17 protein-coding genes are annotated in these 21,725 nt (G+C 72.6%); 6 read left to right on the forward strand and 11 right to left on the reverse strand.

Annotated elements, in window-relative coordinates:
• Positions 1 to 31 precede the first annotated feature (31 nt).
• The 3 genes from ACIF6F_RS01995 to ACIF6F_RS02005 all read left to right on the forward strand — a co-directional run bounded on the left by ACIF6F_RS01995 (position 32) and on the right by ACIF6F_RS02005 (position 3,184).
• Positions 32 to 973 carry an RluA family pseudouridine synthase gene (locus ACIF6F_RS01995; protein ID WP_399939825.1) on the forward strand — a complete coding sequence of 314 codons (942 nt, stop codon included), beginning with the start codon at positions 32 to 34 and terminating at the stop codon, positions 971 to 973.
• Positions 970 to 1,449 carry a GNAT family N-acetyltransferase gene (locus tag ACIF6F_RS02000; RefSeq protein WP_399939828.1) on the forward strand — a complete coding sequence of 160 codons (480 nt, stop codon included), beginning with the start codon at positions 970 to 972 and terminating at the stop codon, positions 1,447 to 1,449. The genes ACIF6F_RS01995 and ACIF6F_RS02000 overlap by 4 nt, the downstream gene beginning before the upstream one ends.
• A gap of 142 nt (positions 1,450 to 1,591) precedes the next feature.
• Positions 1,592 to 3,184, forward strand: a complete 1,593-nt coding sequence (locus ACIF6F_RS02005) for a Na+/H+ antiporter (RefSeq protein ID WP_399939830.1) — start codon at positions 1,592 to 1,594, stop codon at positions 3,182 to 3,184.
• Here ACIF6F_RS02005 and ACIF6F_RS02010 read toward each other — a convergent pair.
• A complete protein-coding gene (locus tag ACIF6F_RS02010) occupies positions 3,165 to 4,268 on the reverse strand; it encodes a mechanosensitive ion channel family protein (protein ID WP_399939833.1) in 1,104 nt (367 codons plus the stop codon). The genes ACIF6F_RS02005 and ACIF6F_RS02010 overlap by 20 nt on opposite strands.
• Positions 4,269 to 4,317: 49 nt before the next feature.
• Here ACIF6F_RS02010 and ACIF6F_RS02015 point away from each other — a divergent pair, with 49 nt between their 5' ends.
• On the forward strand, positions 4,318 to 4,887 hold the full coding sequence (locus tag ACIF6F_RS02015; RefSeq protein ID WP_399939836.1) for a dienelactone hydrolase family protein: 570 nt from the start codon (positions 4,318 to 4,320) through the stop codon (positions 4,885 to 4,887).
• Positions 4,888 to 4,957: 70 nt separating this feature from the next.
• Here the strand turns inward: ACIF6F_RS02015 and ACIF6F_RS02020 are convergent, their stop codons facing one another.
• The 6 genes from ACIF6F_RS02020 to ACIF6F_RS02045 form a co-directional block, all read right to left on the reverse strand.
• Positions 4,958 to 6,715, reverse strand: coding sequence for a serine/threonine-protein kinase (locus ACIF6F_RS02020; protein ID WP_399939839.1), 1,758 nt, complete (start codon positions 6,713 to 6,715; stop codon positions 4,958 to 4,960).
• Between the two features lie 26 nt (positions 6,716 to 6,741).
• The gene (locus ACIF6F_RS02025; protein ID WP_399939840.1) at positions 6,742 to 7,680 is read right to left on the reverse strand and encodes a zinc metalloprotease; all 939 of its coding nucleotides are present in this window, start codon (positions 7,678 to 7,680) and stop codon (positions 6,742 to 6,744) included.
• A 259-nt stretch (positions 7,681 to 7,939) separates the two neighbouring features.
• Complete coding sequence (locus ACIF6F_RS02030) at positions 7,940 to 9,604, reverse strand: alkaline phosphatase D family protein (RefSeq protein ID WP_399939843.1); 1,665 nt, start codon at positions 9,602 to 9,604, stop codon at positions 7,940 to 7,942.
• A 97-nt stretch (positions 9,605 to 9,701) separates the two neighbouring features.
• The gene (locus ACIF6F_RS02035) at positions 9,702 to 10,496 is read right to left on the reverse strand and encodes a thioredoxin domain-containing protein (protein WP_399939846.1); all 795 of its coding nucleotides are present in this window, start codon (positions 10,494 to 10,496) and stop codon (positions 9,702 to 9,704) included.
• Positions 10,497 to 10,545: 49 nt separating this feature from the next.
• Positions 10,546 to 11,232: a hypothetical protein gene (locus tag ACIF6F_RS02040; RefSeq protein WP_399939849.1), complete on the reverse strand. Its 687-nt coding sequence runs from the start codon at positions 11,230 to 11,232 to the stop codon at positions 10,546 to 10,548.
• A gap of 341 nt (positions 11,233 to 11,573) precedes the next feature.
• The gene (locus tag ACIF6F_RS02045) at positions 11,574 to 12,899 is read right to left on the reverse strand and encodes a DUF2252 domain-containing protein (protein WP_399939852.1); all 1,326 of its coding nucleotides are present in this window, start codon (positions 12,897 to 12,899) and stop codon (positions 11,574 to 11,576) included.
• Between the two features lie 180 nt (positions 12,900 to 13,079).
• Between ACIF6F_RS02045 and dnaE the strand changes: the two genes are divergently transcribed.
• Positions 13,080 to 16,619: a DNA polymerase III subunit alpha gene (gene dnaE / locus ACIF6F_RS02050; RefSeq protein WP_399939855.1), complete on the forward strand. Its 3,540-nt coding sequence runs from the start codon at positions 13,080 to 13,082 to the stop codon at positions 16,617 to 16,619.
• A gap of 48 nt (positions 16,620 to 16,667) precedes the next feature.
• On the opposite strand, the gene ACIF6F_RS02055 is transcribed toward dnaE, so the two are convergent.
• The 4 genes from ACIF6F_RS02055 to ACIF6F_RS02070 form a co-directional block, all read right to left on the reverse strand.
• Positions 16,668 to 17,009, reverse strand: coding sequence for a YbaY family lipoprotein (locus ACIF6F_RS02055; protein ID WP_399939857.1), 342 nt, complete (start codon positions 17,007 to 17,009; stop codon positions 16,668 to 16,670).
• Positions 17,006 to 17,998 (reverse strand): MvdC/MvdD family ATP grasp protein, encoded by a 993-nt coding sequence (locus ACIF6F_RS02060; protein WP_399939859.1) that lies wholly within the window; start codon positions 17,996 to 17,998, stop codon positions 17,006 to 17,008. Before ACIF6F_RS02060 ends, ACIF6F_RS02055 begins: the two co-directional genes overlap by 4 nt.
• Positions 17,995 to 19,302, reverse strand: a complete 1,308-nt coding sequence (locus tag ACIF6F_RS02065) for a M12 family metallopeptidase (protein WP_399939862.1) — start codon at positions 19,300 to 19,302, stop codon at positions 17,995 to 17,997. Before ACIF6F_RS02065 ends, ACIF6F_RS02060 begins: the two co-directional genes overlap by 4 nt.
• 202 nt (positions 19,303 to 19,504) lie before the next feature.
• Positions 19,505 to 19,672 (reverse strand): hypothetical protein, encoded by a 168-nt coding sequence (locus ACIF6F_RS02070; RefSeq protein ID WP_399939864.1) that lies wholly within the window; start codon positions 19,670 to 19,672, stop codon positions 19,505 to 19,507.
• Between the two features lie 214 nt (positions 19,673 to 19,886).
• On the opposite strand from ACIF6F_RS02070, the gene ACIF6F_RS02075 reads away from it, so the two are divergent.
• Positions 19,887 to 21,356 (forward strand): NYN domain-containing protein, encoded by a 1,470-nt coding sequence (locus ACIF6F_RS02075; protein ID WP_399939867.1) that lies wholly within the window; start codon positions 19,887 to 19,889, stop codon positions 21,354 to 21,356.
• Positions 21,357 to 21,725 lie beyond the last annotated feature (369 nt).

The following is a 21,725-nucleotide window of genomic DNA, read 5'->3' on the forward strand; positions in this document are numbered from 1 at the left end:
GTGTGTCGGCGGAGTCCGGCATACTCGACGGGTGAGTACGATTCCCGAGATCCGCACCCTGCCCGTCCCCGATGGCCTCGAAGGCGAGCGCGTCGACGCCGCCATCGCCCGTATGTTCGGTTTTTCCCGGACCAAGGCGGCCGAGCTGGCCGCGGCGGGGAAGGTCTCGGTCGACGGCAGCGTCGTCGGGAAGTCGGAGCGCGTGCACGGCGGTGCCTGGCTGGAGGTCGAGATGCCGGGCGCGCCCCGGCCGGTCGAGGTCGTGGCCGAGCCCGTCGAGGGCATGGAGATCGTGCACGACGACGACGACATCGTCGTGATCATGAAGCCCGTGGGCGTCGCGGCACACCCCAGCCCCGGCTGGACCGGCACCACCGTCATCGGCGGTCTCGCCGCCGCCGGGTACCGCATCTCCACCTCCGGCGCCGCCGAGCGCCAGGGCATCGTGCACCGCCTCGACGTCGGCACCTCGGGCCTGATGGTCGTCGCCAAGTCCGAGCGCGCCTACACCTCGCTGAAGAACCAGTTCCGCGAGCGCGTCGTCGACAAGCGCTACCACGCGCTGGTCCAGGGCCACCCGGACCCGATGAGCGGCACCATCGACGCCCCCATCGGCCGGCACCCCAGCGCCGACTACAAGTGGGCCGTGACCTCCGAAGGCAAGCCGTCCGTCACGCACTACGACCTCATCGAGGCCTTCCGCGCCGCCTCCCTGCTCGACATCAAGCTGGAGACCGGCCGCACGCACCAGATCCGCGTGCACATGTCCGCCCACCGGCACCCCTGCGTCGGCGACCTCACCTACGGCGCCGACCCGACGATCGCCAAGCGGCTGAACCTGACCCGCCAGTGGCTGCACGCCATGCGCCTGGGCTTCGAGCACCCCTCCGACGGCGGCTGGGTCGAGTTCGAGAGCGCCTACCCCGCCGACCTCCAGCACGCGCTGGACGTCATCCGGGCGGAGAGCGAGTGATCTACGACGTCCGCGTCGCGGCGACGGACGCCGACCGCGAGGCCTGCTTCGCGGTCCGCGCAGCCGTCTTCGTCGTCGAGCAGCGCGTGCCCCGGGAGATCGAGTACGACGCCCACGACGCGGACGCGGTGCACGTGCTGGCGACCGGCGCGGACGGCCCTCCCCCAAGCTCTCGGCTCCGCTCGGGAAGGGGGTACCCCCTTGGCACCGGGCGCCTGCTGACCGGCCTCGCGGAACCCGGCGTCGGCTCCCTGGGCCGGCTCGCCGTGACCCGGGCCGCCCGCGGCCTGGGCGTGGGCGCGGCACTGGTCCGGGCCATCGAGGCCGAGGCGGCCCGGCGCGGCCTCACCGCCGTCGACCTGCACGCCCAGACCCATGCCCTCGGCTTCTACGAGCGGCTGGGCTACGCGCCGTACGGGCCCGAGTTCGACGACGCGGGCATGCCCCACCGCGCCATGCGGCGGACGCTGGGCTGAACCGGCCGCCGCGCCCCCGGCGTGCCGGGCCGACCGTCCGCCCGCGCCGCGGGTGCCGGGCCGCACACCCCGCCGCGTGCGACGGGCGCGCTGCCCGCCGCAATGCCCCGGATCGCCCCGCCCGGCTGCGAGGCTGGGCGGTGTGGATCAGCTCGCCCTCCTCTTCCTGCTGCTGCTCGGGGCCGTCGTCACCGTGCCCCTCGGCGACCGGCTCGGGCTGCCCGCCCCGGTGCTGATGACCCTCGGCGGCATCGTGCTCGCCCTGCTGCCCTTCGTACCGGACGTCGAGGTCCCGCCCGAGTACATCCTCCCGCTGGTCCTGCCGCCCCTGCTCTACGCCTCCGTGCAGCGCACCTCCTGGCGCCAGTTCGCCGCCAACGTCCGCCCGATCCTGCTGCTCGCCGTGGCCCTGGTCTTCGTCACCACCGCCGCCGTGGGATGGGTCGCGAGCGTCGTCGTGCCCGGACTGCCGGTCGCCGCCGCACTGGCCCTCGGCGCGCTGGTCGCCCCGCCCGACCCGGTCGCCGCCACCGCCGTCGCCGGCTCCCTGGGCCTGCCCCGGCGCATGGTGTCGATCCTGGAGGGCGAGGGGCTGTTCAACGACGTCACCGCCATCGTGCTCTACCACGTGGCCATCGCGGCCGCGGTCGGCGGCGAGTTCTCCGTGTCCGGCGCCGTCGGCGAGTTCGTGCTCTCGGCAGCCGTCGCGGTCGCCGTCGGCCTGGCCCTCGGCTGGGCCGCGAACCGGCTGATGGGCCGCCTCGGCGACGCGACCCTCCAGATCGGCCTCACCCTCCTCGTCCCCTTCGTCGCCTACGTGCTGGCCGAGGAGCTCCGCGGCTCGGGCGTCCTGGCCGTGCTCACCTGCGCCCTGTTCCTGGCCGAGTACGCCACCGACGCCGACGACGTGCTGGGCCGGCTGGCCGGGCACACCTTCTGGGAGGTCGTCGACATGCTGGTCACCGGCGTCGCGTTCGGCCTCATCGGACTGGAGCTGCACCAGGTCTTCGGGGTCACCGAGGGCCGCGCCCGGGAGATGGCCGGGTGGGCGGCGGCCGTCGTCGGGACCGTGGTCCTCGTACGGCTCCTCTGGCTGCTCCCCGCGGCCTGGGCCGCCCGCCGCCTGCACCAGCGGCTGCACGGCGAGGACGACGACATCCCGGTCGACTGGCGGGAGAGCGTGGTCATGTGGTGGGCCGGGATGCGCGGGGTCGCCTCCGTGGCCCTCGCCCTCGCCATCCCGCTCAGGACCGACTCCGGCGCGCCCTTCCCGATGCGCGACGAGATCGTCTACATCGCCTTCGCCGTCATCATGGCGACCCTCGTCGTCCAGGGGCTCACCCTGCCCCGGCTCGTCCGGTTCCTCGGCGTCCGGGCCGACACCGACGCGGCGCGGGAGTTCGAGCGCCGCCTCGCCGTCCGCGCCGCCAGGGCCGCCAAGCGCCGGCTGCGCGAGATCGAGGACGCCGAGGAGATCCCCGAGGAGATCAGCGAGCAACTCCTGCGCCGCGCCTACGACATGGGCGCCCGCATCAGCCCCGACATGGTGGAGGAGGAACGCCGCGAGGCCTACGCGCAGCGCGTCGCCCGGCTCCGTACGGTCCAGCGCATCCAGCGCGAGATGATGTCCGCCGCCCGCCACGAGGTGCTCGCCGCGCGCAGCGAGCCCGGCGCCGACCCGGAGGTCGTGGACCGGGTGCTGCGGCACCTCGACGTCAGGAGCCTGCGCCCGTGACGGGGGCGCCCCCGTCACCCGCGACCGGCGTGCTGCCCGTGCCGCCGGCCGGGGGCAGCGCCGCGGGGCCGGTGCTGACCCGCGGCAGCGCGTACGGGTGCTCCGCACACAGCCAGGCGATCAGCCGCTCCCGCACCTCGCAGCGCACCGTCCACAGGTCGTCGCCGTCCTTGGCCGTGACCACCGCCCTGACCTGCATCGTGGTGGGCGTGGAGTCCGTGACGACCAGGCTCGACGACCGGCCGTCCCAGGCCGGGCAGGCGGCCAGGATCTCCTGCAGCCGGGCCCGCATCAGGCCCACCGGCGCCGTGTGGTCCACGTGCAGGAACACCGTGCCGGTGACCTCGGCGCCGCCGCGCGACCAGTTCTCGAACGGCTTGCCGGTGAAGTACGAGACGGGCATGGTCAGCCGGCGCTCGTCCCAGGTCCGCACGACCAGGAAGGTCAGCGTGATCTCCTCGACCCTGCCCCACTCGCCGTCCACCACCACGGTGTCGCCGATCCTGACGGTGTCGCCGAAGGCGATCTGCAGCCCGGCGAACAGGTTGCCCAGCGTGGACTGCGCGGCGATGCCCGCCACGATGCCGATGATGCCGGCGGAGGCCAGTACGGAGGCGCCGACGGTCCGCATCGCCGGGAAGGTCAGCAGCATCGCGGCGACCGCCACCACCACGATCACCGCGGTCACCACCCGGTGGATGAGCGTGACCTGCGTACGGATCCGCCGCATCCGGGCGGACTCCTCCGCGCCGGCGGCGTAGCGCGCGTACGCCGAGTCCACGACGGCGGTGGCGATCCGCACCAGCAGCCAGGCCGCCGCCCCGATCAGCACCAGCGTGAGCGCGCGGGCCACGCCGACGGAATGGTCCTCCAGCAGCCCGGCCCGGCGGTGGAAGCCCCTCAGCAGGGCGGCCAGCAGGACGAGTTGGAAGGGGCGGCGGCAGCGACGCAGCAGCCCCCACAGCGGGGTCTCGTAGTGGCGGGCGTCGGCGCGGCGCAGCAGGAGGTCCAGCAGCCACCCGGCGAGCAGGGTGAGGACGACCGAGCCGCCGATCACGGTCAACGGGCGCAGCACGTTCTCCATGCCCCGACCGTAGCGGACCGCCGCGCACCGGAGCTGGCACGATGGACGCATGAACATCGTGCTCTTCCACTCGACGTACGGACTGCGGCCCGCGGTCCATGCCGCGGCCGACCGGCTGCGTGCGGCCGGCCACGAGGTCCACGTGCCCGACCTCTTCGAGGGCCGGGTCTTCGACACGGCCGAGGAGGGCATGGCGTTCCGCGACGAGACCGGCCGGGACGAGCTCCTCAAGCGCGCCGTCCTGGCGGTCGCCCCCCACTCGGAGAAGGGCCTGGTGTACGCGGGCTTCTCCTTCGGCGGTTCCGTGGCCCAGCAACTGGCCCTGGCAGACGAGAAGGCGCGCGGGCTGCTGCTCCTGCACGGCACCGCGGACATCGCGGACGACGCCGCGGTGGACGACCTGCCGGTGCAGCTGCACATCGCCGACCCCGACCCGTTCGAGACGACGGACTGGCTGAACGCCTGGTACCTGCGGATGCGGCGGGCCGGCGCCGACGTGGAGGTGCACAGCTACCCCGGCGCGGGGCACCTGTTCACCGACCCCGAGCTGCCGGACTACGACGCGGAGGCCGCGGAGCGCATGTGGGCGACGGTGCTGGCGTTCCTGGAGAGCATCTGAGCCGGGTCTCTCGGGGCGTGCCGGGCCCGAGTCCCGTCGCTACCTTCCTCCCCGGCTCGCTGCCGTCGGCTCAGTCCCGCCGGCAGCGGCCGCCCGGGGAACTCGCGGGCGGGGTGCACTTGTAGACGCCGTCGGCCGGGTCGGCGCTGAGCCAGCGCCCGATGCAGGCGTCGGCGCTCGTACGGCCCCGCTCGGCGCAGAAGGCGAGTGCGGCCCGGCCGTCCTCGAAGGGTCCGGCGGCGTAGACCACCCAGTAACCGGCGCGCAGGGACGCGTAGTCGGAGCTGAGCAGCAGTTCGGCCTCCGGTACGGCGGTCCGGACGGCCGTCAGGCGTCGGTCGCGGGCGGCGGTGCCCGAGGCGACCGGCTCGGAGTACAGCTGGGCGATCCAGCGGCCGGCGAGGCTGCCGTCGCCCGAGCCCGAGCCCGAGCCCCCGCCGTCCGGGCCGCCGTCCGTCCCGGTGCCCGCGCTGCCGCCGCCCGTCCCGCCGCCGTACGAGGGGGCGCCGGCGGGGGACGCGGCGGGTGCGGCTCCGGGCGGTGTGGCCGGGCTGCTCGCGGGGGCCGTGGGAGGGGCGGTGGAGGGGCCGGCGGTGGTGGCGGGCGAGGACGTGCCCGACCGGGTGCCGCCCTTGGCGGCGCCGCCGGCATCCCGGCCGCCGCGGTCGGCCAGCGCGTAGGCGCCGAGGCCCAGCAGCGCGAGGGCGACCACGGCTGCGGCCGCGGCCAGCGGGGTGCGCGCCCCGCTCCGGGCCGGGCGGCCGGGCTCCTCGCGCCGGGTGGTGCCGGGGTGGCCCGGACCCAGCGTCAGCTCCTGGTCGGGGTCCCCGGCCGGGCCGGGGGTGCCGCCTCCGTGTGCCGGACCGGGACCGGGCCGCGGTGCGGGGGTCCGGGGTGCCGGAGGCGGGGGGAGAGGCGCGGCGACCCGGGGGCCGGGCGGCTCGTGCACCGGGACCGGGGTGTCGACCTGGGTCGGCGGCGCCGGTGGCGGAGAAGCGGGCGGCCCGCCGGGTCCGGGTGCCGCGACCGCGGCCAGCAGCGCGTCGAGCGCCTCGGCGTCGGGCCGCGCGTCCGGGTCGCGTACGAGCACGGCCGCCAGTACGGGGGCCAGCGCGCCCGCGCGGCGCGGCGCCGGCACCGGCTCGTCCAGGACGGCGGCCAGCGTGGCCAGGGTGGTGGTGCGGCGCATGGGGCTGACGCCCTCGACGCACACGTACAGGGTGATCGCCAGGGACCAGAGGTCGCAGGCCGGCAGGTCGGCGCCGCGGATCCGCTCGGGGGCGAGGTACTCGGGGGTGCCGATGATCTCCCCGGTGACCGTGAGCGAGGAGGCGTCCTGGAGGGCGGCGATGCCGAAGTCGGTGAGCACCGCGGAACCGTCCGCCCGCAGCAGGACGTTGGCGGGCTTCACGTCCCGGTGGTGGATGCCGGCGGCGTGCGCGGCGCGGAGCCCGGCCAGGACCTCGCGGCCGGTCCGCGCGGCCTCGGCCGGCGTCAGCGGCCCGCGCTCGGCCCGGCTCTGGAGGGTGTCGCCGGGCAGCAGCTCCATCACCAGCCAGGGGTGCGGCCCCCGGTCCACGATGTGATGGATCGTCACCACGTGGGGGTGGTTGATCCGGGCCAGGGCGCGGGCCTCGCGCAGCACCCGCTCGCGCAGCAGCCCGGACCCCTCTTCGGGGCCCGGGCCGTGGACGGGCCGCACCTCCTTGAGGGCGACCTCGCGGTGCAGGGCACGGTCCAGCGCTCGCCAGACCGTGCCCATGCCCCCGCTGCCGAGCCGCTCCAGCAGCTCGAACCGTTCGTCGATCACGTCCCCCGGCGCGCTCATGGCGCCCAGGGTAGAGCAGTGACCGGTCAGCCTGCGCGGTAAGCGCTCCAGCTGCTCTGCATGCGGCTCACCTGACCGGCGGTGAACTGGTACATGCACGCGTCGTACGTGTAGTCCATGAAGTTGTGGATCGGGTCCGCACCGGGCTTGCTGGCGCAGGTGTCACGGCCCGTCGGGCACTGGTACGCGGCGCTCTTCTCGGCGGGGGTGTCGGAGACGTAGTCGCCGTTGCCGTTACAACCGCCCTGGAAGGTGTGGTAGAGGCCCATCCAGTGGCCGACCTCGTGGGTGGCGGTGTCACCCTCGTCGTAGTTGGTGGACGTGCCGCCCGGCAGGGAGGCGTCGAGGACGACGACACCGTCCATCTTCGGGTTGGAGGCGTACGAGCTGGGGAAGGTCGCCCAGCCGAGCAGGCCGCCGCCCAGGTTGGCCGTGTAGAAGTTCAGCGCGCCGGCGCCGCCCTTGCGCAGGGTGTTCTTCATGTCCTTCTCGGCCTGGGAGCCGGAGGTCAGGTTGTACCAGGAGGCGTTGTCGGTGTAGTCCGTGCTCGCCAGGGTGAACTGGAAGCCGGAGTCGACGTTGCCCGTGCCCTGGCCGGCGTACGCGGCGTTCAGGACGGCCATCTGGTTGTTGATCTGCGTCGACGTCAGCTTGCCGGTGGTCCCGGAGTGGATGACGTGGAAGTAGACCGGGATGCTGGTGCCGGCGGCGGCCAGCTGCTGCGGGCGCGACTTCGCAATCTTGCTCAGCTTCGCCTTGAGGTCGGCGTCCATGGCCTTGGCCTGGGCGTCGGTCACCGCGTTGGGCTCGGCGGCGTGGCTGTCCTTCGGGCGCGCCACGCGGGCGTTGGCCGAAGTGGCGTCCTCCACACACTTCTCGGCGCCGGTCTTCGGGGCGGCGGCGATGACGGTGGGGGCGGAAAGCGGGGAGAGGGCCAAGGCTCCAGCGAGTACGGCGGTACCCATGATGCGTCGGCGCAGAGTGGGGGATATGCGGGCAGAAGCGCGCACGTGTGCTCCTCGCGAACAAAGTTAACGGAGGGATCTCCTCACGATGGCGTGAAGCTTACGTGTCCATGTCAGTGATCCGTCAAGGATTTCTTGCCGAAACACGCTTGAGAGGCCCGCTTAACGTCAGGACGCCCCTCTGGCCGGAAATGTTCGACGGACCGTCAGCTTCCCCTGGGGGAGGCTCGACGGTCCGTCGGGTTCATCGGCGGGGCGGTCAGCGCACCGGGGTGCTCACCCGCTCGACCTTCTGTGTGCCGTTCAGCGTGCGGTAGGAGCGCGCCCAGGTGGCGGTCGCGTCCTGGCGGGTGCGGTCGGACAGCACGTAGTAGTCCATCTGCGAGCGCTCGGCGGTCACGTCCAGCACCCCGAAGCCGTGGGAGTCCATGTCCACCCACTTCACGTGGCGGTTGGCGGCCTTGATGGCCGTCGCGGCGGCCAGCGAGACCGTCTGCGGGGCGACGTGCAGCATGTCGTCGATGTTGTCCGAGGTCACCGACGTCACGACGAACTCCGTGGCGGCCGACTTCGAGAACGGGTACGTCGCGGCCGTCACCGGCACGTCGTTGGCCCAGGCCATGTGGATGTCACCGGTCAGGAAGACGGTGTTCCGGATGTTCTTCTGGGTCAGGTGTGCCAGGAGCTCCTTCCGGTCGTCCGTGTAGCCGTCCCACTGGTCGACGTTGACGGCCAGGCCGCCCTGCGGCAGCCCCAGCAACTCGGCCAGCGGGCCCAGCAGGTGGGACGGCAGCGAGCCGAAGGCCACCGGCGAGATCATCACCGAGGTGCCCACGAGCTTCCAGGCCGCGGTGGAGGAGGCGAGGCCGGACTTCAGCCAGTCCAGCTGGGCCCGCCCGGTGATGGTGCGCTCCGGGTCGTCGACCGTGCCGCTGCCGGTCTTGGCCTGCTGCGAGCGGAACGAGCGAAGGTCGAGCAGGTGCAGGTCGGCCAGGGAGCCGAAGCGCAGGCGGCGGTAGACGGTGCCGGCGGTGGAGGTGCGTACCGGCATCCACTCGAAGTAGGCCTGCTTGGCGGCCGCGGCGCGGGCCGCCCAGTCGCCCTCGGTGCCGGGGGTGTGGTTCTCGGCGCCGCCGGACCAGGCGTCGTTGGCGATCTCGTGGTCGTCCCATATCGCGACGAGCGGGTGCGCGGCGTGCAGGGCCTGGAGGTCGGGGTCCGTCTTGTACTTGCCGTGCCGGGTGCGGTAGTCGGAGAGCGAGACGATCTCGTGCTTCGGCTCGTGCTGCCGCACCACGTACTTGGGCTCGGGGTAGCCGCCGGAGCCGTATTCGTAGATGTAGTCGCCGAGGTGCAGCACCGCGTCGAGGTCGGTACGGGCGGCCAGGTGGCGGTACGCGGAGAAGTAGCCGGACTCCCAGTTGGCGCAGGACACCACGCCGAACCGGACGCCGGGGGTGGTCGCGTCGTGCGCGGCCGTGGTGCGGGTGCGGCCCACGGCGGAGGTGGCGCCGCCGGTCGCGAAGCGGAAGAAGTAGGAGGTCTCCGGGCGGAGTCCGCGGACGTCGGCCTTGACCGTGTGGTCGGCGGCGGCCGTGGCCGTGGTGGTGCCGGAGGCGACGATCCGGGCGAAGCCGCGGTCCTCGGCCACCTCCCAGGTCACGTCCGTGTCCGGGCCGAGGCCGGAGCCGGGCACGGCCTCGGGGGAGGGGGTGACGCGGGTCCACAGCAGGACCCCGTCGGGCAGCGGGTCGCCCGAGGCGACGCCGTGCAGGAAGGCAGCGGTGCCCTCGGCCGCGTACGCGGCCGACGTCCCCAGGGCGGCCTGCGCGGTGATCGGGGCGAGCGCGGCGGTGGCGGCGGCGGCCAGGACGACCGTGCGGCGGCGCGGCGCTGCGGCAGAAGAAGGGAGAAGACTGGTCACGGATGATCATATTACTGACCGGTATCCGCGCTCGTATAGACAGCGGACGGGCCAACTCCTAGAGTTCGCCCGCCCGTTGCCGGAGTGTGTCCGGGTGTCAGCCCTTGAGGGCCTTGTCGATCGCCGCGGTGAACGCCTCGGGCGTCTGCGGGGTCTCGATCTTCTTGCCGTCCATCTTCAGCGTCGGGGTGCCCGTGACGCCGCTCTTGTCGAAGGCCTTCGACATCTCCAGGGCCCACTTGCGGTAGGTGCCGTCGTTCACGGCCTTCTTGAACCCCTCGTTGTTCTTCAGCGCCGGGACGCCGTCGGCGATCTTCAGCAGGTAGTCGCTCTTGGCGAACTTGTCCTGCGACTCCTCCGGGTGGTTCGCCGGCGCGTACAGGGCGGCCTTGTACTCCAGGAAGGCCTCGGGGCTGACGTTCAGCGCCGCGCCGAGGGCGGCGAGGGCCTCCTTCGAGCCGCTGCCGTTGTCGGAGTTGTCGATGAAGGTGGCACCGATGTACTTCAGCTTGTACTTGCCGGCCGCCACGTCCTTCTTCACCTGCTCGCCGACGGCCTGCTCGAAGGTGGCGCAGACGGGGCAGCGGGAGTCCTCGTACAGCTCCAGCGTCTTCTTCGCGTCCTTCTTGCCGATGACGACCGAGGTGCCGTCGGCGCCCTCGGTGTTCTTCGGGGCGGTCAGGGGCGCGTTCTCGGCGTCCTCCCAGACGCCGGGCTTGTTGGCCTGCATGACCGCGAAGCCGATGCCGCCGGCCAGGGCGAGGACCGCGACGACCGAGCCGGCGACGATGACCTGGCGGCGGGCCTTGTCCTTCTTCGCCTGGCGCTCGCGCTCTGCGCGGATCCGCTCGCGGGCCGCGTCCTTGTTCGCCTTGCTGTTGCGGTTGCTCATGGTGGATCTCCGTGGAAGTGAAAGGTGTCGATGGTGGGTGCTGCCGTGCTCAGGCGCCGAGGAGCGCCGAGCGGGGCGGTCCCCGCCGTCCCACGGAGTGCGCCGGGAAGCGCGTACGGGCCGGGACGCGCGCGAGCGCGGTCCCCACCGCACGCCGGGCCGGGGCGGCACCGGCGGCCACCACGGCCACCGCGACCAGCAGCGGCCGGAAGGCGGCCGCGGCCACCGCGCCCACCAGCCGGACCAGCGCCTGCTCGCCGCGCCGGAGCCAGGCCGAGGCCAGCAGCGCCACCGAGACGTGCGCCGCCAGCAGCAGCCAGGGCGTGGCGGGGTCGGGCGAGGCGAGCAGCGAGACCGGGTCGGCAGGGTGGCCGGCGACCCCCGCCAGCGGGGCGCCCACCGGCGGGCCGCCGCAGAGCACGTCCAGGCCCATGGCCCGCAGCGGGCCGGAGACCGGCCCGCCGGAGGGTCCGTAACAGACGTCCTGCCCGGCGGTGAAGACGGTGTCGGCGGCCAGTTCGAGCGGCACCATCAGCCCGGCGATGTGCCAGAAGCCGCGCTCCCGGCCGGCGAGCGCGAAGGCGAGGACGAACACGGCCGCGTACATCCCGCCCACCAGCGCGGGTGGCAGCGGCACCCGTGACATCAGGACGTGGGTGGCGCTGGAGAGCATGACGACGAGCGCGCTGAACAGCGCCGCCCGCAGTGCCCTGAGCCGTACCCCTGAGATGTCCATCGGGCCGAAGTGTGCCACGAGTCCCTGTGAGCCGGGCCTAAAGACCCCCGGCCCGCGGAGTTCCGGCCGTCTCAGGGACGACGGCCGGCCACCGTCTCGGGCGGCAGGTGGCGGGCCGGCGGTCGGGGGAGGCGGTCACCGGCCGACACGCTCGTCGCCCACGAGCCGGTGTCCCCGCGCCTGCTGCCTGCGGAGCAGCGGCAGCGGCGCGAGCGGGAGCCGGCGGCCTGGCCGCGCTGCCGGGTGCGGAACCGGCCGGGTTCCCCGGCGGGCACAACGGCAGCCTCACGCACCCGGCGGTCTGCGCTGCGCGGCGGCGTGGGGTGCCCGGGACGACAGGCCTAGCGGGTGAGGCGGCCGTTGCGGAAGAGGTCCACGAAGAGCTGGTGGTCGGCGCGCGCCCGGGCGCCGTACGCGTGGGCGAAGTCCACGAGCAGCTCGGCGAAGCCCTCCTCGTCCGCCGCGATCGCCGCGTCGATGGCCCGCTCGGTGGAGAACGGCACCAGCGACTGACCGCTCTCGTCCTCGTCCGCCGATGCGTGCATCGTGGCAGTGGCCCGGCCGAGGTCGGCCACGACGGCCGCGATCTCCTCCGGGTCGTCTATGTCCGACCAGTCCAGGTCGACGGCGTACGGGGAGACCTCGGCCACCAGCTGCCCGGAGCCGTCCAGCTCCGTCCAGCCCAGCCACGGGTCCGCGTGCGCCTGGAGGGCGCGCTGGGAGATCACCGTGCGGTGGCCCTCGTGGTGGAAGTAGTCGCGGACCGCCCGGTCCGTGATGTGCCGGGAGACCGCCGGGGTCTGCGCCTGCTTGAGGTAGATCACGACGTCGTTCTCCAGGGCGTCGCTGTGCCCCTCCAGGAGGATGTTGTACGACGGCAGGCCGGCGGAGCCGATCCCGACGCCGCGGCGGCCCACCACGTCCTTGACCCGGTACGAGTCCGGCCGCACCAGGCTGGACTCGGGCAGGGTCTCCAGGTAGCCGTCGAAGGCGGCGAGGACCTTGTAGCGGGTGGCCGCGTCCAGCTCGATCGAACCGCCGCCGGAGGAGAAGCGCCGCTCGTACTCCCGGATCTCGGTCATCGAGTCCAGCAGCGCGAAGCGGGTCCGGGAGCGGGCGTCGCGCAGGGCGCCGAGCAGCGGGCCCTCGGCGGTGTCCAGGGTGAAGGAGGGCACCTCCTCGTGCTTGGCGCCGGTGGCCAGCCGGTGGATCCGCTCGCGGTAGGCGCCCGCGTAGATCCGCACCAGCTCGCCGATCTGCCCGTCGCTGAGCGCCTTGGTGTAGCCGATCAGGGCCACGGAGGCGGCGAAGCGCTTGAGGTCCCAGGTGAAGGGGCCGACGTAGGCCTCGTCGAAGTCGTTCACGTTGAAGACCAGGCGGCCGTGGGCGTCCATGTACGTGCCGAAGTTCTCGGCGTGCAGATCGCCGTGGATCCACACCCGGCCGGTGCGCTCGTCCAGGTACGGGCCGCCGTGCCGCTCCCGCTCCAGGTCCGCGTAGAACAGGCATGCCGTGCCCCGGTAGAAGGCGAAGGCCGAGGCCGCCATCTTGCGGAACTTCACCTCGAAGGCCGTGGGGTCGGCGGCGAGGAGCTCGCCGAAGGCGGTGTCGAAGACGTCGAGGATCTGCTCGGCGCGCTGCTCGGACGTCGTCTCGGGGGCCACCATGGGGTTCCTCCTGGTGCACGGGGTGTTACAGGCTCGGTCCGCCAGACGCTCGGACGCGTGTTCCTGGTTCTGCAACGCCCGACCGTACCGGCGAGTGCCCGGGTTGTGTCACCCGCTCGACGTAGACTTCAACGCTGTCCCCCCATCCCGTCGGCGAACGTTCTCCGGAGGTCCAGCGCCGTGGCCAAGACGCCGTTCACGCACCTGCACGTACACACTCAGTACTCGCTGCTGGACGGTGCCGCGCGGCTCAAGGACATGTTCGCCGCCTGCAAGGACATGGGCATGACACACATCGCCATGTCCGACCACGGCAACCTCCATGGCGCCTACGACTTCTTCCACACCGCCCAGAAGGCCGAAATCACCCCGATCATCGGCATCGAGGCGTACGTCGCCCCCGAGTCCCGGCGCAACAAGCGCAGGATCCAGTGGGGCCAGCCGCACCAGAAGCGGGACGACGTCTCCGGCTCCGGCGGTTACACGCACAAGACGATCTGGGCGGCGAACGCCACCGGCCTGCACAACCTCTTCCGGCTGTCCTCCGACGCGTACGCCGAGGGCTGGCTGACCAAGTGGCCGCGGATGGACAAGGAGACCATCAGCCAGTGGTCGGAGGGCCTGATCGCCTCCACCGGCTGCCCCTCCGGCGAGCTGCAGACCCGCCTCCGCCTCGGCCAGTTCGACGAGGCCCTGAAGTCGGCCTCCGAGTACCAGGACATCTTCGGCAAGGACCGGTACTTCCTGGAGCTGATGGACCACGGCATCGAGATCGAGCGCCGGGTCCGCGACGGCCTGCTGGAGATCGGCAAGAAGCTCGGCATCCCCCCGCTGGTCACCAACGACTCGCACTACACCTACGCCAGCGAGGCGGCCGCCCACGACGCCCTGCTCTGCATCCAGACCGGCAAGAACCTCTCCGACCCGGACCGCTTCCGCTTCGACGGCTCCGGCTACTACCTGAAGTCCACGGAGGAGATGTACGCCATCGACTCCTCGGACGCCTGGCAGGAGGGGTGCGCCAACACCCGGCTGGTCGCGGACCAGATCGACACCGAGGGCATGTTCAAGTTCCGGAACCTGATGCCGAAGTTCGACATCCCGGAGGGCTACACCGAGGTCACCTGGTTCCGCGAGGAGACCATGCGGGGCATGCACCGCCGGTTCCCGAACGGCATCCCCGAGGACCGCATGAAGCAGGTCGAGTACGAGATGGACACGATCATCTCGATGGGCTTCCCGGGCTACTTCCTCGTGGTCGCCGACTTCATCATGTGGGCCAAGAACCAGGGCATCGCGGTGGGCCCCGGCCGAGGCTCCGCCGCCGGCTCGATCGTCGCGTACGCCATGGGCATCACCGACCTCGACCCCATCCCGCACGGCCTGATCTTCGAGCGCTTCCTCAACCCCGAGCGCATCTCGATGCCCGATGTCGACATCGACTTCGACGAGCGCAGGCGCGTCGAGGTGATCAGGTACGTGACGGAGAAGTACGGCGCCGACAAGGTCGCCATGATCGGCACGTACGGCACCATCAAGGCCAAGAACGCGATCAAGGACTCCGCCCGCGTCCTCGGCTACCCGTACGCCATGGGCGACCGCCTCACCAAGGCCATGCCCGCCGACGTCCTCGGCAAGGGCATCCCGCTCTCCGGCATCCTCGACCCCAAGCACCCCCGCTACGGCGAGGCCGGCGAGATCCGCGGGATGTACGAGAACGAGCCGGACGTGAAGAAGGTCATCGACACCGCCATGGGCGTCGAGGGCCTGGTCCGCCAGATGGGTGTGCACGCGGCCGGCGTGATCATGTCCAGCGAGACGATCACAGACCACGTACCCGTCTGGGTGCGGCACACCGACGGCGTCACCATCACCCAGTGGGACTACCCGAGCTGCGAGTCGCTCGGCCTGCTGAAGATGGACTTCCTCGGCCTGCGCAACCTCACGATCATGGACGACGCCGTCAAGATGGTGAAGGCCAACAAGGGGATCGACATCGACCTCCTGGCCCTCCCGCTCGACGACCCCAAGACCTTCGAGCTGCTCCAGCGCGGTGACACCCTCGGCGTCTTCCAGTTCGACGGCGGGCCCATGCGGTCCCTGCTGCGGCTGATGAAGCCCGACAACTTCGAAGACATCTCCGCCGTGTCCGCCCTGTACCGGCCGGGCCCGATGGGCATGAACTCGCACACGAACTACGCGCTGCGCAAGAACAAGCAGCAGGAGATCACCCCGATCCACCCCGAGCTGGAGAAGCCGCTCGAAGAGGTGCTCGCGGTCACCTACGGCCTGATCGTCTACCAGGAGCAGGTGCAGAAGGCCGCCCAGATCATCGCCGGGTACTCGCTCGGCGAGGCCGACATCCTCCGCCGCGTCATGGGCAAGAAGAAGCCCGAGGAGCTGGCGAAGAACTTCACGATCTTCCAGGCCGGCGCCCGGAAGAACGGCTACAGCGACGAGGCCATCCAGGCCCTCTGGGACGTGCTGGTCCCCTTCGCCGGCTACGCGTTCAACAAGGCCCACTCGGCCGCGTACGGACTGGTCTCCTACTGGACCGCGTACCTCAAGGCCAACCACCCGGCCGAGTACATGGCCGGCCTGCTCACCTCGGTCAAGGACGACAAGGACAAGTCCGCGATCTACCTGAACGAGTGCCGCCGCATGGGCATCAAGGTGCTCCCGCCGAACGTGAACGAGTCGGAGTCGAATTTCGCCGCCCAGGGCGACGACGTGATCCTCTTCGGCCTCACCGCCGTCCGGAACGTCGGCCAGAACGTCGTGGACTCGATCATCAAGACCCGCAAGTCCAAGGGGAAGTACGTCTCCTTCCCGGACTTCCTCGACAAGGTCGAGGCCGTGGTCTGCAACAAGCGCACCGTCGAGTCGCTGATCAAGGCCGGTGCCTTCGACGAGATGGGCCACACCCGCAAGGGCCTGGTCGCCCACCACGAGCCGATGATCGACAACGTGGTGGCGGTCAAGCGCAAGGAGGCCGAGGGGCAGTTCGACCTCTTCGGCGGCATGGGCGACGAGGACAGCAGCGAGCCGGGCTTCGGCCTGGACGTCGAGTTCTCGGACGTGGAGTGGGAGAAGTCCTACCTGCTCGCCCAGGAGCGCGAGATGCTCGGCCTGTACGTCTCCGACCACCCGCTGTTCGGCCTGGAGCACGTCCTCTCCGACAAGACGGACGCCGGCATCTCCCAGCTCACCGGCGGCGAGCACGCGGACGGCGCGGTCGTCACCATCGGCGGCATCATCTCCGGCCTCCAGCGCAAGATGACCAAGCAGGGCAACGCCTGGGCCATCGCCACCGTCGAGGACCTGGCCGGCTCCATCGAGTGCATGTTCTTCCCGGCCACCTACCAGCTGGTGTCCACCCAGCTGGTCGAGGACGCCGTGGTCTTCGTCAAGGGCCGCCTCGACAAGCGCGAGGACGTGCCCCGGCTGGTCGCCATGGAGCTGATGGTCCCGGACCTCTCGTCCGCCGGCACCAACGCACCCGTGGTGCTGACCATCCCGGCGCTCAAGGTCACCCCGCCGATGGTGACCCGCCTGGGCGAGATCCTCCGCCACCACAAGGGCAACACCGAGGTGCGGATCAAGCTCCAGGGCCCCCGCACGACCACGGTGCTCCGGCTCGACCGGCACCGGGTCCAGCCCGACCCCGCCCTCTTCGGCGACCTGAAGGTCCTGCTCGGCCCGTCCTGCCTGGCCGGCTAGCGGCGGCCGGCCGGCCGTCCCGGCCCCCGCCCACGGGGGCCGGGAGGCTCAGATCCCGTCCACCGGAGCGACCAGCTCCTGCCCGGACCCGGCGACGACCGGGACCGCCTCGGTGTTGATCAGATCACCGGCCTCCAGGAGGCCGGTGCCCGAGAGGTCGACGTGGACCCGCAGCCCGTAGGAGGCCGCGGGGTCCAGCGCGGCGACGTCCACGCCGAAGGCGATGCGGCCGTCCGGCGACAGCGGGACGTCCGTCTGGACCTGGGCGCCGACCACCGTGGAGGGCGCGTCGGCCAGGGAGACGTCCCGCACCTCCACCAGCACCCGGGCCGCCACCACCGACGGCGCGTCCGGCGGGAGGGCCACGAAGCCCCGTACGGTCTCGCTCATGCCGCACGCCCCGCCGCCGGCCGTGCGGCCTCCGCCGGCTCACCCCGGTCGTCGAGCCGGGACAGCAGGGACGCCACCTCTGCCGTGATGGGCAGGCCCGTCCGCTCCTCCACGAACAGCCACTGTCCCGCCGGGTTCACCTCGAAGAACACGTACTGCCCGTCGGGGCGCCGGCGCAGGTCCACGGCCCCGTACACCAGGCCGAGGGCCCGCATCAGACGCAGCAGCGCTCGGGTGACGGAGGCGGGCAGTGCCACCGGCTTCACCGTGGCCTCGCCGACCACCATCCGCATGTCGACGGGGTAGCTGGTGGCCGAGGCGTCGATCTCCGCGGCGAAGACGCGGTCGCCGACCACGGTCACCCGCAGGTCGGCCCCGGGCACGAACTCCTGGAAGATCACCGGAGCGAGGCGCACGGCGTCCAGCCGGTCCAGGTACTCCGCCTTCACCAGCCGGGTCTCCCGCCACGCGTCCTCCGTCGCGGCGACGAAGGCCTTGAAGACGGTCCGTCCGACTCCCACCTCCCCGATGAACCGGCGCGCCCGCTCCGGCTCGTTGGTGACCAGGGTGCGGGGCAGCGTCAGCCCGACCCGGCGGGCCACCGCCCACTGGTACGGCTTGTGGTGCGCCATGGAGTCCAGCGCGGGCGGGTTGACCCAGGTGCAGTCGAGCGAGTGCAGCAGGCCGTGCAGCGCCTGGCCCGTCTCACCGGCCGCGAACAACTGGTCCCGCGGCGCCCCCACGGCCCGGTCGACGGTGAACGGCCGCACCCGCCGCCACCACGCGACCCGGCACCGGTCGAGCCGGACGTGTCCCGTGGGCGGCGTCAGCAGGTGGGCGGGCTCCCCGCCCGCGGCGTAGTCGATGGTGATCGCGCCGCGGGCGGGGAAGTCGGCCAGGTCGATGCGGACCACCTCGCGGCCGGCCGCCTCCAGCCGGCGGATGACCCCGAGGGCGTGGTCCTCGTCGTAGGCGACGACCAGGATCATCGGGCCGGTCCGGCGCCGACCAGCAGCGAGCCCAGCTGCGCCGCGAGGGCCTGCTGGCTGTTCACGGCGGTCGCCAGGTTCTGCTGCAGCAGCGCCACGACCTGGGTGAGCTGGCGCACCTGCTCCGCCAGCCCGTCGCCCTGCCCGCCGTTCACGGTGGGCGCCTGGTGCGGGGTGGCGAGGACGAAGGGGACGCCGAGCGGGGCCATGCCCTCCAGCACGGGGATCTTGACGTCGTGGACGGGGTCCTTGATCGGGTCCTTGCCGGAGCCCTTCAGGTCCACGATGGGGTCCTTGTAGAGGGACTTGCCGGTCGGGAGCGTCGGGCCCGCGGGGTCCGCCAGGGGGGTCTTGACGGCGTTGGCCGGCTCCGGGTACATCGCGTGCACGCCGTCGATGTCGCCCTGGGACAGGCCGTTGCGCTGGCCCATGACCACGCCCGGGGGCAGCGGCTGCTTGGCGATGATGGTCGGCTGGGACTCGTCGATCGCGAAGGCCGTGGGCCGGTAGTGCATGATCGAGCCGTAGTCGTAGGGCCCGAGGTCGTCCCCGTCGGAGATCTGCTTCAGGAAGTTGAACTGCATCGCCGGGTCGATGTTCGCGAACACGATCTTGACGAACTGGTCGCGGTCCTCGCGGCTCTGCTCGTGCCAGAGGCCCACCGCGTGGCCGATCTCGTGGATGGCGTTGCCCGTGCTGCAGCCGCTGCCCAGGGTGATGTGCTGCCTGCCGCCCTGGCGTCCCACGTTCGAGGTGCAGCCGTCGCCCGGGACGAAGCGTACGTAGTCCTGGTGGGCCGGCGTACGCGGGACGAACCGGATCCGGGTGTGGTTCTCCCAGTGCGCGATGGCGTCGGTGACGCGCTGGGGGTTCGGGAGGGTGCGGTCGATCTCGTACGGGACGGTGGCGTCGGGCCATCGGAACCGTTCACCGGTGATCCCCAACGAGTGGAGCACCATCCCGGTGTCCGAGGAGGCCGGGTTCTCCAGCTCCTGCACGGTGCCGAGGACGATGTCGCCCTCGAACACCGCCATCCCGTCGACATCGGCGTACGGGACGCCCTTGTCCTCGAAGGTCCGGCCGGAGACCAGCGCGATGCCGGCGACCGGTCCCGACCGGTACTCGCCGGCCCCGACGACGGCGTTGGCCGCGGCGGCGGCCCCGCGGCGCGGGGCGGACTTCGTCCCCGCCCTGGCGGAGGTCTTCGCGGGGGTCTTCGGGGTGGTCTTCGCGGCGGCGTCGGCGCTCTTGGCCGCGGCGACCTTCCTGGTACGGCGGGCGGGACCGGTGGGGGTGGGGCTCATCGTTCACCTCGGTGTCGGGAGGGGGAGGGGGCCGGGAGATGCGGCCGCGGCCATCCGTTCCACGCACCGGCGGTCCGTTAGTCATCCGGTACGACCATTCGGCGGTTGTGTACACGCCGAATTCGCGTACGCCCGGGCGCACACGCCGAAGGGCGCGCCCGGGGCCTCCGGGCGCGCCCTTCGCGTCACTTCAGCGGGGGCGTCAGTTGTGGCCGAACCGCTTCTGCCTGCCCTTCCGGGCCATGTCCATCGGGCTCGGGGCCGAGGACGCGGGCTCGGAGACGGACTCCTGGGCGCCCCTGCTCTGCTCCTGCTGGGACGACCGGGCCTGCTGCTTGGAGGGCTGCTGGCGGTTCTTGTTCTTGGCCATGGTGAAGCCTCCTGTGGGGGTCTAGGGGCCAGGGCCGCCTTCACACTCACACACCCCCATAACCCACGCATTTTGGATCTTTACTGTGCGTAGTCGGTGGAACCGTGGGATCCGCCACGCCGATGATCGAGTTCCGGCCGTCAACCCCCTTGCTCTCGGGCAGACTCGGGGAAAACTCCGGGAAGCAGTGCTCTCATGGAAGAGGGTGGAACGCGTGGACCGCTGCGTCGTCCTGGTGGACGCCGGCTACCTGCTGGGCGCCGCCGCGAGTCTCCTCGCAGGGGAGCCCTCGCGCTCCCGGATCACCGTCGACCACGCCGCCCTGATCCAGGGCCTGCGGGAGCGGGCCGAGGCCGACACCGAACGCCCCCTGCTCCGCATCTACTGGTTCGACGGCGCGCCCGACCGGGTGCCGCAGCCCGAGCACCGGCGACTGCGCGTGATGCCCCGGGTCACCGTCCGGCTGGGCGCCCTGACCCGGAGCGACGGCCGCTGGGCCCAGAAGGGCGTCGACGCCGCCATGCACGCCGAGCTCACCGAGCTGGCCAGAAACCGCGCCTGCTCGGACGTGGTGCTGGTGACCGGCGACGGCGACCTGCTGCCGGGGCTGATGTCCGCCAAGGAACACGGCGTGGCCGTCCACCTCTGGGCGGTGCAGGCGGCCGACGGCGACTACAACCAGTCGGAGGACCTGGTCGCCGAGGCCGACGAGCGGCGCGTCCTGGACCGGGCGTGGATCACCCGGGCCGTCCGGGCCAAGGAGACCACCGGCATCTGCGCTCCCGCACCGGCGCCGGGTCCCGAGATCGCCGCCATCCTCTCCGCCCCGCTCCCGGAGGCGGCCCTCGCCGAGGCCGCCAGGAACGCGGTGGCCGTCGGCCGCCCGGAGACCGGTCTGGGCGGCCCGCCGGTCCTCACGGGCGCAACCGGCCTCCCCGGCCCGGGCCTCGGCTCCGGCCTGCCGGGTGCGGGCGTCCCGGGTGCGGGCGTCCCGGGGGCCGGCCTGTCCGGTACGGGAGTCCCCGGCCCCGGCGTCCCCGGCCTGTCCGGTACGGGCGTCCCCGGCCCCGCCGGGCCGGGCGCCGGAGCCCCCGCCGACGGCGGCCACGACGGCGCAGGGGCGCCCGTACCCGCCCCGGCCGGCGGGCGGCCCGTACCCACCCCCAAGGACCTCGCCGGCCTGCGGGCGCCGGCCCCGGGGCCCGGAGGGCAGCAGCCCGCGCCCGCCGGCGGCACGGCCACCCTGCGCTGGTCCTCCGACAAGGGGTGGATCGAGCGCGGCGGCCCCCTCGGCGAGCCCGCCGAGACCGCCTCCCTGCCCACCCTCGCCCAGCTCACCTCCGCCGAGCAGCGGTGGGCCGACCGGGAGGAGGACATCACCACGGTCGGCGGCGACCCGTTCGAGGTGGGCCAGGTCTTCGCCCGGCGCTGGATGGAACGCCTCCCCGAGAGCGTCCACCTCCAGAAGCTCGCGACCCTCTACCCGCGCATCCCGCACCGGATCGACGGCGAACTGCTGCGCTACGCCGCCCGTTTCGGCCTCCTCGCCCACAAGGACGACCAGATCGACGAGCACGACCGCTACGCGATCAGGGCCGGCTTCTGGCGCGAGATCGACGTGCGCGCTGCCGCGGAGCACATGACGGCCACGGCCACGGCCCCGCCGGCCCCGGTCGCGGAGTAACCGGGAGGCTCCGCCGGCAGCTCCCGCCGGCCCCTGGCCCGCCGCCCGCGCGGCTGCCAGCATGCGGAGCCAGTCCGGCACGCGCTACGGCCTCGCGGGGCTTCCACATGACTGAGGGATCCGAAGCCGACCCAGCGGCGAGCGCGGCGGACACGCCGGCGGCACTGCCTCCGGCGACCGCACCCCGGCGGCGTTACCCCCGGCCGGTCCGTCCGGCACCCGCCCCGGCGGGGAAGCGGCCCAGCCGCCGGGCGCCTGGTACACGTTCCTCGACAACATCGGCGACGTCCGGACGACCGCGTGCGTGCCACCGGAGCACCCCAAGGCGCGCCCCGACGGCGTGGGGAGCGGGGCAACCCCGTAGGCTGC

Origin of the sequence: Streptomyces sp. NPDC086023 (genome assembly GCF_044540325.1) — a bacterium.
Classification (GTDB): Bacteria; Actinomycetota; Actinomycetes; order Streptomycetales; family Streptomycetaceae; genus Streptomyces.

Coding starts and splice junctions, on each gene's coding strand:
- ACIF6F_RS02015 (WP_399939836.1), top strand. CDS start 4,318: ATGAACATCGTGCTCTTCCACTCGACGTACGGACTGCGGCCCGCGGTC.
- ACIF6F_RS02040 (WP_399939849.1), bottom strand. CDS start 11,232: ATGGACATCTCAGGGGTACGGCTCAGGGCACTGCGGGCGGCGCTGTTC.
- ACIF6F_RS02060 (WP_399939859.1), bottom strand. CDS start 17,998: ATGATCCTGGTCGTCGCCTACGACGAGGACCACGCCCTCGGGGTCATC.
- ACIF6F_RS02055 (WP_399939857.1), bottom strand. CDS start 17,009: ATGAGCGAGACCGTACGGGGCTTCGTGGCCCTCCCGCCGGACGCGCCG.
- ACIF6F_RS02025 (WP_399939840.1), bottom strand. CDS start 7,680: ATGGGTACCGCCGTACTCGCTGGAGCCTTGGCCCTCTCCCCGCTTTCC.
- ACIF6F_RS02020 (WP_399939839.1), bottom strand. CDS start 6,715: ATGAGCGCGCCGGGGGACGTGATCGACGAACGGTTCGAGCTGCTGGAG.
- ACIF6F_RS02035 (WP_399939846.1), bottom strand. CDS start 10,496: ATGAGCAACCGCAACAGCAAGGCGAACAAGGACGCGGCCCGCGAGCGG.
- ACIF6F_RS02045 (WP_399939852.1), bottom strand. CDS start 12,899: ATGGTGGCCCCCGAGACGACGTCCGAGCAGCGCGCCGAGCAGATCCTC.
- ACIF6F_RS02010 (WP_399939833.1), bottom strand. CDS start 4,268: ATGGAGAACGTGCTGCGCCCGTTGACCGTGATCGGCGGCTCGGTCGTC.
- ACIF6F_RS02065 (WP_399939862.1), bottom strand. CDS start 19,302: ATGAGCCCCACCCCCACCGGTCCCGCCCGCCGTACCAGGAAGGTCGCC.
- ACIF6F_RS02070 (WP_399939864.1), bottom strand. CDS start 19,672: ATGGCCAAGAACAAGAACCGCCAGCAGCCCTCCAAGCAGCAGGCCCGG.